Raw genomic sequence first — 13,481 nt, 5'->3', positions numbered from 1 at the left:
AGCGTCCAGGACGGAAACGTCACTAGGGCTTCGAGCCACAAACGTCACTCGGGTCAGGGCAGGTATCCGCGGCTTTCGGCCTCGTCCCACGCTGCCCGCACTTCGGCTTTGGTGCAGTTGCTCTCGATCGTGCGGCGCTTGCGGGTGGTCGCCTCGGCGGCCTCCATGTGCCGCTGGTGCCCCGACGTGCTGAGGAAGTCCGCGTGTGACTCCTCCCTGATCGCCGTGATCAGTGTGTTGACCTTGTCCGTGCGGATCTGCTCCGACTTCATGGCAGCTGGCCCTTTCCTCTGCTGTGGCTGGGTTTCATGGCGTGCTCAGCGACGCTGCTGGTGTGACCGGGCGACGGTGTCGCGCTCGATGTCGGCGATGCGCTGGCGGATCACGTTCGCGGCCTCAGGGCTTGCGGTGTCGGCGATCTCGCCCAGCAGGCGCCGTAGCTCCTCAACGGTGCTCATGGCGGTGTCCTCCCCGGACTGTCTGATGTGGAGGGCTACCGGCACGCGGCGTAGAGCTGGCAGTTGTAGTTGCTGCACACCGCGCCGTCGCTCTGGCGCAGGCGCTTGCCGCAGTGCTTGCCGTTGCGGCCGGTCGGCGCGGTGCAGTGGGTGGCGCTGGACTTGGTTCCGACCTTGCTGATGCTGAACATGGCGTGCCTTTCTCGGTGTGGTGATCGGGTGAGGTGGTGGAACCCGGTCCGGCGGTGCGTGTTTGGCGGTTCGAGCCGCCGGACCAGGGCGGGTGAGAAGTGGCGTCAGCCGGAGTGCGCCCTGACAGGGGATTTGACGCCGCAGTGACAGGTCACGGAGTCGGTCACCGTGCCGATCCATCCCATCGGGGCGTCGAAGCTGTGGGGCACCTTCAGCAACCTGCGGCACGACGAGTTGCGGCACGTGCCGGTCATCACGACGGAGTGCCGGAAGTGACCGAGCTTGCTGGATTTACTGAGATCCATGGTTGGCTCCTTTGACGAGTCAGGCCTGGTCGAAGTGGTGCAGAGCCGCGGTGAGTAGCGGCAGGTGCGCGCCGTAGAGACGCCCGCCGGCCTTGTCCAGGCCGTCGGCGAGTGCGCCCAGGTCGGTGAACGGGAACCAGGCGGCGGCCAGGGCGTCATCGGCGCCGGTCGCGAGCACGATGTGCTCCAGCTCGTAGAGCGCGGCCGTGGTGCAGATCCAGGCGTGGTCGGAGTTGCGCGGGTCATCGACGTAGCCGGTGAACAGGATCGTCGGAGTGTGGCCGGCCAGGTCCACGCCGGTCTCCTCGCGCAGTTCCCGCACCAGCGCGGCCGGGGCCGTCTCGCCGGGGTCGACCATGCCGCCGGGGATGGCCCACTGGCCGGTGTCGCTGCGCTGGATCAGCAGCACCCACCGTTCCCTGTCGCGGTCGAGGTCTCCGGCGACGACGATCGGGTCGGCGGCGCAGTTCTCGCCCCACTTGCCGAGGTTGCGGCCGGTCTTGCCGGTGCGGCCGGTCGGGTTGAGCGGCCACCGGTAGGCGTCGAACGTGAACGGCACCAGCGCCATGGCCGCGCGGGCGGGCCAGTCCCGCACGTCCTCGGGCGTCACAGCGGGCTCGGCCCAGCCTTCGGCGACGCTGGCGGGCAGGCCCTTGCGGGTCAGCTCGGGCGGGGTGATGTCCACAGGCGTGTAGGAGGGCCACGACGTCGACCACGGCCGCAGGTCCTCGGGGACCGGGATACCGGCGGGCGTGAGCTTGTTCTTGGGCATGGCAAACAGGCCCTTTCGGGTCGAGGTGGATTCGAAGGGGAGTTCGCGCTTTGCCAGCGCGCACGTGTGTGCGGAACACTGTGCGGGCCTGCGCTCGGTCCTAGCTGACCGTGTGAGGTGGTGAACCTGGTCCGGCGGTGCGTGCTTGGCGGTTCGAGCCGCCGGACCAGGGCGACGTCACTTCTTCTGCCGCTTTTCCCATCCGGCTTTCGCGTTCGCGGGACCGCACTTGCAGCTCGGGCAGATGCACTTGAGGTCAGCCTTTGCTTTGAGCTGGTGGCCGCATCGCGTGCACCAGGTGACGTTCACGGGCTCAGGCATGGCGGGACCTTTCGTTCTGGGACGTGCGGGGGCATCGGTACTCGTAGGTGCCGGCGTGGACCCAGACCGGATCACCGAACCCGGGATCGACCTGCACCGTCGGCAGGTCGCAGCCGTCCGGGCAGTCCCGCACGGTGTGCGGCAGCGCTTTCACGAACGACACGCTCATGACGTCACCGGCCTGTCTGGCGTGTGCTGCCCGGTCCAGGGCAGCGTCAGCCCGTCGTTCTCGCGCCGGGGCACGAAGTGGATGTGCAGGTGGAACATCGTCTGCGTGGCGGCGGAACCGCGGCTGGTGATGAGGTTGAAGTCCCCGCCGCAGCGCACCGCGTACACAGCCGCGAGCCTCATCGCCGCCGCGGTGATGTCCGGGTCGTCGGCAGCGTCGGTGACGTGCAGGCGGGGCACGATCAGCCGGTGCCCCGGCGTGACCGGATGGTGCGGCGCGAAGATCACCGCGTCCCGGTCGCCCTCGTCGTACTCTCCGGCCACCACCCGCTGGCAGAACACACAGCCGGGCTCGAACAGCAGCTTCGCTGTCACTGTTCACCGCCCCGGCCGGGCTGGTTCTCCAGCAGCTCCAACCGCAGGTGCCGCTGCACGACCGGGTAGTTGTAGGTGTTGAGAACAGTGGCGATCCGTTCGATCAGCGCGACCGACCGGTGACGGCCGTGGCTGCACCCGATCGCGACCGTGCACGACTGGTCCTGAAACGACATCGTGTCCACGTACCGGACCACCATGTCTGCCACCACTTCCGCAGTGGGATGGCTCATGACGATCTCTTGGATTCGGGGGTCGCGGCCGTCGAGTCCGGCCAGTTCGGCGTTGAGTGCGGACGGGTCGTGCAGGGTCTTGCGCACGTTGATGATCAGGTCCGCGTCGGGCACCTGGTTGTGCAGGTAACTGAACGACAGCAGTTGGTACGACACGGTGTTCTTCACGCGGCCTCCGTCAGGTCGTCGGTGTCGTGAGTCAGCTCGAAACAGGGCCAGCACTGCCGGGTGCTACGGGGCAGCACGTACAGCGGGTCCCGTCCGCAGGTGCGGCAGATGCGCCGCGCGAGGTTGGCTTTGGCCAGCGCGGTGTGCTTGGCCGGCGTCATCGGCCGGACCGGCACCGCGCGGGCGATGAGGTAGAGGCTGGCGAACCAGCGGGCCTTGGAACGGTTGTGGCGGCCGTAGAGCACCGCGACCGGGTCAGCCCCGCCAGGACGCAGGCCCAGCGCCCGCAGCTGGCGGCGAGTGGCCAGCACATCGCGGGGTGCGCAACCGTGCGAGAGCAGCGGCAACCCGTCGAGGGTGCCGCGCGTGTACTGCTGGGCGTCCGACCACGCCACCGTGGCGAGCACCCACGGGTACTGGCGGCGGCCCACGGCTACAACACCGCCGTCACTGCCATCGCCACGCCGAACAGCAGCACCCCGACCATCAACAGATCGATCGCCCTGCGCACATCGGCGTACTTGGCCCGCACGATCACCGACAACCGGCACACATCGACCGCCTGCGCCGTTGCCGACTCCTCCGCCTCGAACTGCTCGAGTAGCTCGGACGGACGTTCCACCAGACCCGCGAAGCGAGCGAACCCGAACCGCGCACCCTCGACGCTGCGCGGACGCACTGCTGACAACAGCAGCAGCACACTGACCATCATCGGTATCGCGGCCAGCCACAGAAGCGCCTGCGCCACAGGCGGAAGACCACCGCGCGCCAACGCCACCACACCAGCGAGGAACCCGCCGAACAGCGGCAACATCGACGCTGCCTTGGTGTCCGCGCGGCGCAGCTGGTCGGCGACGTCTGTGTGGGCTTGCTCGACCCGAGCCACGACCTTGTCACTGTGCTCGCTCATCAGGCAGCCACCAGCACCGGCGAACCGGCCTTGTTCGTGGCGGCCCAGAACGCGTCAGCGCGGACCTGCGCCCGCTGCCATCGCTGGTAGGCCAGGCGGGTGCGCTGCTCGGCGTCGAGCTGCCTGCCCACCAACTGCCCCAGCACGGTGCGGTAGTCGGCGCGGCTCGGGTGCTCCCTGACCAGCTGAGCGATCGAGGCGACCTGCGCCGCGAGACGGACCATCGCCTTACGGGCCTTGAGGTAGCCGCCGCAGGCCTGCTCTTCGGCCAGGCGGAACGCGGCGAGCGGGGACATGGTGCTCTTGACTTCAGACATGGAGAATCCTTTGCTTTTGCAAATAACAGAGGGAAGCGCCTACCTGCGGAAACAGGCGTCTCCGCAGGGGTTGAAGACCGCTGGGTCCCGGAGCCTCATCGGCCGGACAAGTCGCGAACGATGAGGAACCGGCACTCGAAACGGGCTTGAGTGCTCTCTCAAGGGGTCAGCCTCGGCCGTGGATCTCCTGGCATTGGCGTCCAATGCCTCACGTCGCTCACCGCGCAGAAACTGCGCGGGTCATTGCGGGCTTGCGCCAGGCCGTGAAGCCCGACGTGCTGCCAGGGGTGCGGGTTTTGCTGACCCTGTTGAGTTGTCAAAGAACAAGACCTGCGGCGGCGGTGTCCGACATGAAGTCCGGTCCTGCGCATCGGGCCTGTAAGTTTTGAGCTGCGATGTCTTAAGACATCTCGTACGTCGCAGACGCTAGCGCACGGATGTCTCAAACGTCAACAGGTGTCGTAAGACATCGAGGTAAGATCTGGCGTTATGGCTGATCAGAGTGCGGAAGTAGACGACAAGCGACCCGCGAGCCGCCGGGTGGCCGACTCCGTTCGCGAGGGCATCGCGCGGGGTCAGTACGAGGTTGGCAAGCCACTTCCGCCCTACAGGCAGCTAGCGACGGAGCACGGCGTAGCGGTCAACACGGCAATGGCCGGCATCCGTCTGCTGCGTGAAGAGGGATGGGTTGAGATCAAGACGAACGCTGGGGCGTTCGTCCGCGACCGCAGCGGTGACGTTGGCACGGAACAGGAGCTGCGCGAACTCCGTGCGAAGGTCGAGGAGTTGCGTGCGAGGCTTCGGCAGGTCGGTGACGTGGTTATCGGTGTTGATGGCGAACTGGCCGACGTACTTGACCGACTCGGTGCGGTTGCGGCTCATCGTCATCTCCCTTGACCTGCGGGTTTGTGATGCCGCTAAGTCAAACGCTGAACTCGAAGATGCGGTATGAACGGGACAGGAACTGGACAAGCACCGAACTAGAACCTGATCGCCCAGGATCAGATATCGGCCGGCGGGCCTCGGGGGAGGAGGTGACGTGTGGACGTCGTAGGTGAGTGGACCGGTGGGCTCGTTCGCGCGCTACGCATGGCGCTTCGCATGACGATGGACGAGCTGGCAGACAAGCTCGACATGTCCACACGCGTCGTGGGGAAGTGGGAGGCGAATCCTGGGCTCGTTCCCGCGCTCGCAACTCAACAGCTTCTGGATGTCGTGCTTGAGCGCGCAACTGAGGGGCAACGGGCACGGTTCGCGCTGCTCGCAACGCAAGCTGGTTCGGGGGTGTCGGCCGTTGCTGCTGACGGCGTGTCTGGCGAAGATGCTCAATCCGTCCTCGTGGTGCCAACCACGAGCGCTCCGCTACCGCGTCACGAGATTGGATTGCCGACCAGTGACACGATCGCGTATTTGCGTTCGAATCTTCATAACCAGTATTTGGCTGACAATCTGATCGGTCCCCGCGCTCTGCTGCCGGTGATTACCGCACACGTCAGTACTGTTAACTCGCTACGGCGACAAGTTACCGGCAAGGCAATGGATGAGCTACTTGCGATTGAGGCGGGTTACGCTGAATTTGCGGGATGGCTTAGTCATGACAGTGGCGACCTTTACAGCGCGACGCGCTGGTATAACCATGCGTATGAAATGGCTGATGCGGCGGGGGATGAGCGGATGTGCGCGTTCGTCCTGACGCGGCGCGCAGTCCAGTCGATCGGAGAAGGCGACGCGCACTACGGGGCAAAGTTGGCAAGAATGGCGCAGCGGGACAAATCTGTGAGGACTGCTCGCGTGCGTGCGCTTGCTGCTCAAACCGAGGCAATAGGTCACGCCATCTCAGGAAATCACGGCGAGACTGATCGCGCTTTGGACTCCGCGGTGCTCCTGACTGACTTGGGGAACAGTATTCTTCCTGACGGTGATCCGTCTGTCGGTCGCTACTGCGAGCCTGGCCTCTATCTGAAGATAACCAATGCTAAGTGTCAGCTTGAGCTTGGAAGAGCAGAGAGCGCGGTCAGCGCGTTCAGGGACGTCCTCAGGTCTTTGCCGAGCAACTATCACCGGGACCGCGGCAACTACCTTGCGCGGCTGGCACAGGCGTGCGCCCTAGCGGGAGAGCCTGTTGACGCCTGCATCGCGATCGAAGAATCGCTAGGTATAGCATTGGCTACTGGCTCAACTAGAACCTTCGCTGACCTGGAGAAGATAATTCCTGTCCAGTTGGCACCTTGGGCCAAAGAGCCTGAAGTTGTACGGGTTCGTGAGATGCTTCTAGATGCACAGAAGAGCGACGGAAGGTAGTGCAACGGTGATCGCTATCGCAACGGACTCCGCGCCCGGTCGGCCGAACCAAGACTTTGTAATCGTGACCGATTCGATTGCCGTCGTCATCGACGGCGCTGGTATTCCGTTCGGCGGCTGCACTCACGGTGTCACGTGGTACGCGCAGCAGCTCGGAGCGCGCACCATGGCCGCGCTGGTCGGATCACCTGAGAAGTCGCTCCAGCTTGGACTCGAAGAAGGCATTGCTGCCGTCGTGGCACAGCACGCCGACACCTGTGACCTCAGCGATCCAGGAACTCCGTGCGCGGCTGTGGGAATCCTGCGTATCGGTGAAGAGACCGTTGACACCCTCGCGCTGTCCGATGTGTCTGTCGCCATTGACACCACTGATGGCCCTCAGATCACGTGCGACCTCGGAATTGAGGATCTGTCCGGAACCGAGCCTGAGGCGGTTGCGGGAATGAAGTTCAACACGCCTGAACATGACGCCGCGCTGGCAGCATTGGTGGCCAACCAGACGGCTACTCGAAACCGCGAGGGGGGATGGTGGGTAGCCGCGGCTCTTCCGGAAGCTGCTCGGCATGCCGTGGTGAAGTCGTACCCCCGTAAGGACGTCAGTCGGGCTGCGGTCATGTCGGACGGCGTCACGCGTCCTGTGGACCAGATGAAGATCTACGCGTGGGCGGAGTACCTGGACCTCTTGGACAAGCTCGGTCCGGCCGGCCTTATCGGGCACGTGCGGTCGATCGAGGTCGACGATCCGTACGGGGAGCGGTACCCACGGACGAAGCGCCACGACGACGCGGCTCTTGCCACCGTGGTCGGCGGACTCAGCGGTGAAGTGGCGGCGAAGTAGTTCGCCAAGGGGTGCCTGACGGCAAGAAACGGCAGGTCAACAGCCTGCCGTGCGTCCTTTGGCAAGCCTCTTAAAAGGATCACAGTACGGGTTCGAATCCCGTCGGGGGCACCACCTGAAATCACCTCAGCTCGTGGTGCCTGAGCAGGTGTTTCGCCGCTCCTCCGGTCTGTCCGGCCGACCCGTTCGGCCGAGGTCGCCACCTCCGAACGATGTGCGGAGAGCAGCCGGAGAGTAACCACATGTGGATCATGCTCATCAGGCCTGGCGACGCCGATCAGAGTGATCTTGAACAACCGTCGTAGCGGCAGGTCAAGTGCATCGTCGGGGTGCGCGACCCACGCACGAGAGCGCGACGTCTCCGGCTGTCGGCCTGGTCGGCGCTGGTGTACCAATCGGTGTGGTCTTCGTCACGAGCGTCATCCGCTGTCGTGTGCCGGGAGGGATCCGTGAAAAGTCAGCCACGCTGGAACTCTCCCGGGTGGCGCCGGACATCTCCTGGTGTGAGCAACGACGTGCACGCCGGGCTCGACTCGGACGCGGAGCTGTGGACGCGGGTTCGCGCGGGCGACATGGCCGCCTTCCGGGCGGTTCACGACCGTCACGCGCCGCGCGTCTACCGGCACTGCTATGCGCGCATCGGAGATCACGCCGAGGCCGCGGAAGCGGTCAACCAGGTGTTCCTCACGGCCTGGCTGCGCAGGAACAAGATCACCGCCGGTCCCGACGGGTTGTTGCCGTGGCTGATCGTCACGGCAAGTAACACCGCGCGCAACCACCTGCGGTCGCTGCGTCGTCGTGACGCACTCATCGACCGGGCGGCCGCGGCGGCGGACCGGGATGGTTGGGCGACTTACAACGCGGCGGTGCGAGATGCGTTGGACAGGCTGAATGCCGCAGGACGCGCGGTGGTCGCACTCTGCCTCATCGAGGGTTACACCTACGAGGAGGCGGCGCGGGAGTTGGGAGTTCCGGTGGGCACGGTCCGGTCGCGGTTGAGCCGGGCCAAAGAACGGCTCCGTGGTGAATTGGAGAAAAAGGGTCTCGACTGCCGGGAAGGAGATGTCTGATGCAGTCGCTGTTCGACGGGATGCAGGAATTCGACACCGCGAATTCGTGGCGTGAAACGCAGAGTGTGATCACCAGCCGCGCGCGGCGGCGGAAAAGGATCATGGTCACGGTGGCGGCGACACTCGTGGTGGTCGGCAGTGGTGCGGCCGCGGTGGTGGCCGCGCTTCCGGTGACCGATTCGTCAGGCGTGGAATGCCGCGCCGTCGCTGACAACGGACGATCTCTTCCGGGCACTTTCGCGGCTCACGCGTCGCCGGAGGGCCGGCTCCCCGAGCCTGCGGTCGCGATGGACCTCTGCACCACGTTGTGGCGGACAGGGCTGCTGCAACGTGGCGTCGAGGGAGTGGTGAGCCCACCCGCCGGCATTGACCCCAACGAGGCCGGCCCCCACCCGGTGCCGCCGCTGGTGGCCTGTGTCGACCAGAGCGGCGGCCACGCGGTCGTGGTGGTGGGCACCGGCACGCAGGCCTGCTCGGCGGCAGGCTTCGCACCACTGGCGGGGTGAGGGTGTCGGAGCCGTGCGCCGGACCCGACACCCTCACCCCGAAGCGCTGCCAGTAGAGCGTCGCAGCCATCTTTTGGATGGTGACGGGTGGGAGTGATGCCGACAGTGGCCGCGCTTCGATCGTGAAAATCGCGCTCTCGTGGCTGCCACCTGCAGAGTTGGCGGTAGTTGGAGTGATCGGCAAACGCTTGCGCCAGTACTTTTCTACCGCCAACTCAGCGGCGACCTAACGTGAGAGCGCGGCCAGACCGCCTCGTACCCTGCCCGCCCGACTCAGCGGAGCACAACTGAGCCGCGACGCTCTACTAGTTGGCGAAGGACAGCGAGGTGATTTCCTCGTCCAGGACTCCGTAGCTCTCGGAAGTGATTCGAGGGCCGTAGCTCGCGCCGTACTGGAACGCGTGCTCCCATACCGTGTGACTGCAGAGGGAGTAGCTCTTCCCGGAGGCGATGTCGTCATTGACGGCGTCGCCGACGTTGTTCACGACCCAGCTCTGCCCGCCAGAGCAGTCTCCTGCGGCGGTGACGGTGTAGATGGCACCGCCGCCGAAGTTGTTCGAGTCGTAGAAGATGCCGATGACGACGCTGTCGGCGGCCTTGCCTCCGGTCGAGTCGATCAGTGCGGCGAGTTCGTCAGGCGAGTCGACGCCTGCGGCCGCCTTCGCGCTGACCGCGCCACCGGTCGCGTGGGCGACTCCCGCGCCGATGCTGTCGAAGCACACCGGGGTGTTGGTGACCTGCGGCGCGGCCTTGTCGGCGGTGGCCGGGGTGGCCTCCACGACGCAGTGCCGAACCTGATCTTTTCCGGTGTCGGCGACGGCGTTCGTCGCGAAGAAAACGGTGCTCAAGGAAAGCAGTGCGACAGCCGCGGCCGCTCCGTGATGCTTCTTCATTTGTTTCCCCCAGAGTGTCCGCCTCCGTATGGGCGGGCAGCTCCGAATCTAGCCAAGATTTCATCGGTGGCGCAGTCCGGCAATCGGGCTAAATCGCTGCGAATGTCGAATCTACGTGCTGTGCAACTGTTCCCCGCGCAGTTATCCCATTTGCGGGGGAGAGGATTCGGCGGTGTCTACCAGGTCGGGCGGGCCGTCACGCCGCCGTCGACCACGAGGTCGTGCCCGGTGATCCACCGGGCCATGTCCGAAGCCAGGAACACGCACGCGTCCCCGATGTCCTCCGGCGTCCCAAGACGACCCAACGGCGCGGCGGCCTGCCACCGCGCGACGCCCTCAGGCCATTGCGATTCGATGCCCGGACGGGAGATCAGGCCCGGCGAGACCGTGTTCACGCGGATGCCGCGCGGGCCGTACTCCAACGCGGCCGCCCGCGCGTGCATGATCAGCGCGGCCTTCGAGGCGGCGTAGTGGGCGTGGCCCGGTGCGGGGTGTTTGCCCTCGATCGACGCGATGTGCGTGACTGAGCCGCCGGGTGGCAGGTGCCGGACAGCGGCCTGGGTGACCGCGAACGGGCCCAGCAGGTTGGTGTCCACGACAGATTGCCATTGCGCGGACGTCATGTCCGGCAACGGTTCCACGGGTTGGGTGCCGGCATTGTTCACGACGGCGTCGAGCCTGCCGTGTGCGGCGAAAGCGTCGTCGACCACGCGCTGAGCCGAGGTGCGGAGGTCGCCGTCCTCGAGGCTGCGGTGGCGGACGACCGAGGCGCCCGCGTCCAGGAACCGCAGGGCGATGCCGTTGCCGATCGTGCCGGTCACCAGCACCACCCTGCCGCTGAGGTCGATCACGTGACGACGCCTTCCACTCGTGAGGCCAGCCAGTCGACGATCTCACCCCGGCCGGCGGCGAAGGCGTTCGCGGCCACCGGGCGGAACTCGCCGCCCGCCTCGCGGACCAGCACTGCGCCTGCGGCCACGTCCCAGGGGAACACGCCGATGTTCGCCGCGGCATCGGCCCGGCCCGCAGCCACCCAGGCGAGCGACAGGGCCGTCGAGTAGACGCGGCGGACGTCGGCCAGAGCCAACAGGTCGGTCAGGAGGTCCATCTCGCCGGTGTACGGGCTGCCGGGCAGCGGGATGTCTGTCAGCACCAACGGTCGCGGGCTCACGCCGGGAGTGATGACCAGGCCGGACGACTGAACGGTGAACGGCACACCCGCGGCTGCGCTGAACAGTTCGTCTCGGAACGGGTCGAGCACGCAACCGGCGACCAGCGTGCCGTCGACCGCCGCGGCGACCGAGATGCACGACAGCGGCAGGCCGCGCACGAAGTTCCGCGTGCCGTCGATCGGGTCGACGAACCAGGTCACGGCAGCAGTATCGGAACCCAGTTCCTCGCCGACGACCGCCGAGCCGGGCGCGCCCGCGAGCAAGGCGGCTCGCAGAAACGCCTCGACCTCGACATCAGCGGAGCTGACCTGGTCGAACGCGCCCTTCGAAGAGACGTCGACGCGGACGTCGTGCAGCAGCTTGGCGGCGTCGACGCAGGACTGCGCGGCCAGATCTAGGAGTTCCCCGGGAGTCACGAGACCCATTGTGATCGGTCACAAACACGACCGGATGACTCTGGGCAACGTCCCACGCGCGCCAGTGACCTGAGCCACCACGATGAGCTGACCTGACAACGACGTTGGAGGATCGGAATGCGAATCGTGGCCGGGTTGGCTGTCGTGGCGATGTTGGTCGCCGGAACAAGCACCGCACAGGCGGACACGCTCGACTACGTGGCGTTGGGGGACTCGGCGGCGGCCGGACCGCTGATCCCGAACCAGGACCCGGCGCTGTGGTGCCTGCGCAGCAGCAACAACAACTACCCGCAGGTCGCGGCCAAGATCCTCGGCGCGACGCTCACCGACGTGACGTGCTCGGGGGCGAAGACCGACGACTTCGCCGGGCGGCAGTTCGGGTTCGTGAAGCCCCAGTACGAAGCGCTGAAGTCCACCACCGACATCGTGTCGATCACGATCGGCGGCAACGACGTGGGGCTCGTGCAGACCGCGCTCGGCTGCATCAACCTCCTGCCGGAACCCGCCGGGTTGTCCTGCAAGGCACGGCTCACGGCCGGTGGTGACCAGGTCGCCGCCGCCATCGCCGCGTGGGCGCCCGAGTTCGGCGCGGCCCTCGACGAGGTCAAGCGCCGGGCGCCGCACGCGAAGATCCTCGTCACCGGCTACGGCACCTACATCCGCCCCGGCGGCTGCTACCCGGTCCAGCCGATCTGGGCGCGCGACGCCGACTACCTGCAGGGCTCCGTCGACCTGCTCAGCGCCACGGCCAAGGCGGAGGCCGAGAAGCGCGGTACGACCTACGTGGACCTCGCGGCGGTCAGCGTCGGGCACGACACGTGCGCCAGGCCGTCCGAGCGGTACCTGGAAGGACTGATCCCGACGACGATCGCAGCGCCGTTGCACCCGAACGCGGCCGGGATGGCGGCCTTCGGCGCTACGGTCGCGCGCGCCGCGCAGCAAGCGCAGCCGTCAGAAGCGTGACGTGCTCGATCCGCGTCGGGTCCAGTCCGGTCAGCTCCGCGACGCGCCGCAGCCGGTAGTCCACGGTGTTCGGGTGCACGTGCAGCTCTGAAGCGGCCGGCCTGCGCGAACCCCGCCGCAGGTAGACCTCCAGGGTCTGCACCAGTTCGTCGGTCAGCGGCGAGACGATGGCCGCCAACGGTTCCAAGGCGGCGCTCGGCCGGGAGAGCTGGTACTCCAGCAGCACGTCGGTGAGCCGGTACAGGCCAGGTCCCGACCCGCGGGCCACGAGAAGGACCTCGCGCGCCAGCACGGCGGCGGCCGCGACCCCAGAGGGTGGGGCCGCGACCGCCGCCACCGTCAACGACACCCCGGACGCCCGCGCCACGTCCGCCACGATCCGTTCCAGCGGCAGGTCCTCGCCGGGCAGCAGCGCGAGACCGCCGTCGGGCGTGAGCGACGACAGCACCGGCTCCCGGCTGTGCCGCTCCAGCTCGGTCCGCAGCCGGCGCAGCTTCCGCCGGGACGCGACCGCCGCGTCCACCCCGGCCAGCAGCTCGTCGGGGTGCGGCGGCACGTCCAGGGCGAGCACCACGTAAGGTCCGGGCGCCTCAACGGTTCCGGCGAGCAGCCCGGTCAGCAACGTGGCCCGCGCGGAGCGTTCGTCGTCGAACATCGTCTGGCGCTCGTCGAGGTACCCGGCGCTCACCACGGGCGTCACGAGCTGCAGGTACCGCAGCGCCAACGCGTTCAGCGCGAGCACGTCCGAGACCTCCTCGGGACGCGCCTCGGGCACGAGCGTCTCCCACACGACCTGGATGCCCACGTGGTAGGCCGTGAGCACCACGTCGATCGGCACGCCCTCCTCGGCCCGCCGCGCCGCCGACTCGCGCAGGAACCGCAGCTCGTCGGAGGAGGGCAGCTCACCCGAGGCCAGCACGGCCGCGAAGGCGCGCAGGGCGTGCTCGGTGACGCGGTAGATGTCGCCGGCGAGCTCTTCCGCGGGCAGCTGGGCGTATGCGGGCACGCGCTCCACCAGCGACGCGATCACCTGCCGCACGTACGACGGCATCTCCGCGACCAGCCGGGCTGCCAGCGGTCGTCCGCCGATCACGTAGGACATC

21 protein-coding genes are annotated in these 13,481 nt (G+C 67.0%); 6 read left to right on the top strand and 15 right to left on the bottom strand.

The window, feature by feature from the left end:
* Positions 1-53 precede the first annotated feature (53 nt).
* The 11 genes from SK571_RS40815 to SK571_RS40765 form a co-directional block, all read right to left on the bottom strand.
* Positions 54-272 (bottom strand): hypothetical protein, encoded by a 219-nt coding sequence (locus SK571_RS40815; RefSeq protein WP_319989478.1) that lies wholly within the window; start codon positions 270-272, stop codon positions 54-56.
* A gap of 45 nt (positions 273-317) precedes the next feature.
* Positions 318-458: a hypothetical protein gene (locus SK571_RS40810; protein ID WP_319989477.1), complete on the bottom strand. Its 141-nt coding sequence runs from the start codon at positions 456-458 to the stop codon at positions 318-320.
* A gap of 35 nt (positions 459-493) precedes the next feature.
* A complete protein-coding gene (locus tag SK571_RS40805; RefSeq protein WP_319989476.1) occupies positions 494-649 on the bottom strand; it encodes a hypothetical protein in 156 nt (51 codons plus the stop codon).
* Between the two features lie 105 nt (positions 650-754).
* Positions 755-955 carry a hypothetical protein gene (locus tag SK571_RS40800; protein ID WP_319989475.1) on the bottom strand — a complete coding sequence of 67 codons (201 nt, stop codon included), beginning with the start codon at positions 953-955 and terminating at the stop codon, positions 755-757.
* 19 nt (positions 956-974) lie between these two features.
* Positions 975-1,727, bottom strand: coding sequence for an NUDIX domain-containing protein (locus tag SK571_RS40795; RefSeq protein ID WP_319989474.1), 753 nt, complete (start codon positions 1,725-1,727; stop codon positions 975-977).
* A 313-nt stretch (positions 1,728-2,040) separates the two neighbouring features.
* Entirely contained in the window at positions 2,041-2,217 is a 177-nt protein-coding gene (locus SK571_RS40790) for a hypothetical protein (protein WP_319989473.1), read from the bottom strand.
* Positions 2,214-2,591, bottom strand: a complete 378-nt coding sequence (locus SK571_RS40785) for an HIT family protein (RefSeq protein WP_319989472.1) — start codon at positions 2,589-2,591, stop codon at positions 2,214-2,216. The genes SK571_RS40790 and SK571_RS40785 overlap by 4 nt, the downstream gene beginning before the upstream one ends.
* Complete coding sequence (locus SK571_RS40780; protein WP_319989471.1) at positions 2,588-2,992, bottom strand: RapZ C-terminal domain-containing protein; 405 nt, start codon at positions 2,990-2,992, stop codon at positions 2,588-2,590. Before SK571_RS40780 ends, SK571_RS40785 begins: the two co-directional genes overlap by 4 nt.
* The gene (locus SK571_RS40775; protein WP_319989470.1) at positions 2,989-3,423 is read right to left on the bottom strand and encodes an RRQRL motif-containing zinc-binding protein; all 435 of its coding nucleotides are present in this window, start codon (positions 3,421-3,423) and stop codon (positions 2,989-2,991) included. Before SK571_RS40775 ends, SK571_RS40780 begins: the two co-directional genes overlap by 4 nt.
* Before the next feature lie 2 nt (positions 3,424-3,425).
* Complete coding sequence (locus tag SK571_RS40770; protein WP_319989469.1) at positions 3,426-3,902, bottom strand: Pycsar system effector family protein; 477 nt, start codon at positions 3,900-3,902, stop codon at positions 3,426-3,428.
* Positions 3,902-4,219, bottom strand: coding sequence for a hypothetical protein (locus SK571_RS40765; protein ID WP_319989468.1), 318 nt, complete (start codon positions 4,217-4,219; stop codon positions 3,902-3,904). Before SK571_RS40765 ends, SK571_RS40770 begins: the two co-directional genes overlap by 1 nt.
* 489 nt (positions 4,220-4,708) lie before the next feature.
* On the opposite strand from SK571_RS40765, the gene SK571_RS46520 reads away from it, so the two are divergent.
* The 5 genes from SK571_RS46520 (at position 4,709) to SK571_RS40740 (ending at position 8,934) form a co-directional block, all read left to right on the top strand.
* A complete protein-coding gene (locus SK571_RS46520) occupies positions 4,709-5,116 on the top strand; it encodes a GntR family transcriptional regulator (protein ID WP_406602104.1) in 408 nt (135 codons plus the stop codon).
* Between the two features lie 144 nt (positions 5,117-5,260).
* A complete protein-coding gene (locus SK571_RS40755) occupies positions 5,261-6,520 on the top strand; it encodes a helix-turn-helix domain-containing protein (RefSeq protein ID WP_319989466.1) in 1,260 nt (419 codons plus the stop codon).
* A 64-nt stretch (positions 6,521-6,584) separates the two neighbouring features.
* On the top strand, positions 6,585-7,358 hold the full coding sequence (locus SK571_RS40750) for a hypothetical protein (protein ID WP_319989465.1): 774 nt from the start codon (positions 6,585-6,587) through the stop codon (positions 7,356-7,358).
* A 503-nt stretch (positions 7,359-7,861) separates the two neighbouring features.
* Positions 7,862-8,428 carry an RNA polymerase sigma factor gene (locus tag SK571_RS40745; protein ID WP_319989464.1) on the top strand — a complete coding sequence of 189 codons (567 nt, stop codon included), beginning with the start codon at positions 7,862-7,864 and terminating at the stop codon, positions 8,426-8,428.
* The gene (locus SK571_RS40740; protein WP_319989463.1) at positions 8,428-8,934 is read left to right on the top strand and encodes a hypothetical protein; all 507 of its coding nucleotides are present in this window, start codon (positions 8,428-8,430) and stop codon (positions 8,932-8,934) included. The genes SK571_RS40745 and SK571_RS40740 overlap by 1 nt, the downstream gene beginning before the upstream one ends.
* Before the next feature lie 305 nt (positions 8,935-9,239).
* Here the strand turns inward: SK571_RS40740 and SK571_RS40735 are convergent, their stop codons facing one another.
* The 3 genes from SK571_RS40735 to SK571_RS40725 all read right to left on the bottom strand — a co-directional run bounded on the left by SK571_RS40735 (position 9,240) and on the right by SK571_RS40725 (position 11,415).
* Positions 9,240-9,782 carry a hypothetical protein gene (locus tag SK571_RS40735; RefSeq protein ID WP_319989462.1) on the bottom strand — a complete coding sequence of 181 codons (543 nt, stop codon included), beginning with the start codon at positions 9,780-9,782 and terminating at the stop codon, positions 9,240-9,242.
* Positions 9,783-10,003: 221 nt separating this feature from the next.
* Positions 10,004-10,678, bottom strand: a complete 675-nt coding sequence (locus tag SK571_RS40730; RefSeq protein WP_319989461.1) for an SDR family NAD(P)-dependent oxidoreductase — start codon at positions 10,676-10,678, stop codon at positions 10,004-10,006.
* A complete protein-coding gene (locus SK571_RS40725; RefSeq protein ID WP_319989460.1) occupies positions 10,675-11,415 on the bottom strand; it encodes an inositol monophosphatase family protein in 741 nt (246 codons plus the stop codon). The genes SK571_RS40730 and SK571_RS40725 overlap by 4 nt, the downstream gene beginning before the upstream one ends.
* A gap of 117 nt (positions 11,416-11,532) precedes the next feature.
* On the opposite strand from SK571_RS40725, the gene SK571_RS40720 reads away from it, so the two are divergent.
* Entirely contained in the window at positions 11,533-12,378 is an 846-nt protein-coding gene (locus SK571_RS40720; protein WP_319989459.1) for an SGNH/GDSL hydrolase family protein, read from the top strand.
* Here SK571_RS40720 and SK571_RS40715 read toward each other — a convergent pair.
* Complete coding sequence (locus tag SK571_RS40715; RefSeq protein WP_319989458.1) at positions 12,332-13,480, bottom strand: PucR family transcriptional regulator; 1,149 nt, start codon at positions 13,478-13,480, stop codon at positions 12,332-12,334. The two genes, SK571_RS40720 and SK571_RS40715, sit on opposite strands and share 47 nt — an antisense overlap.
* Position 13,481: the final 1 nt, after the last annotated feature.

This window comes from Lentzea kristufekii, from assembly GCF_033949925.1.
Taxonomy (GTDB): domain Bacteria; phylum Actinomycetota; class Actinomycetes; order Mycobacteriales; family Pseudonocardiaceae; genus Lentzea; species Lentzea kristufekii.
Note: the sequence above shows the minus strand (reverse complement) of the source record. Positions and strands in the feature narration are given on the sequence as shown.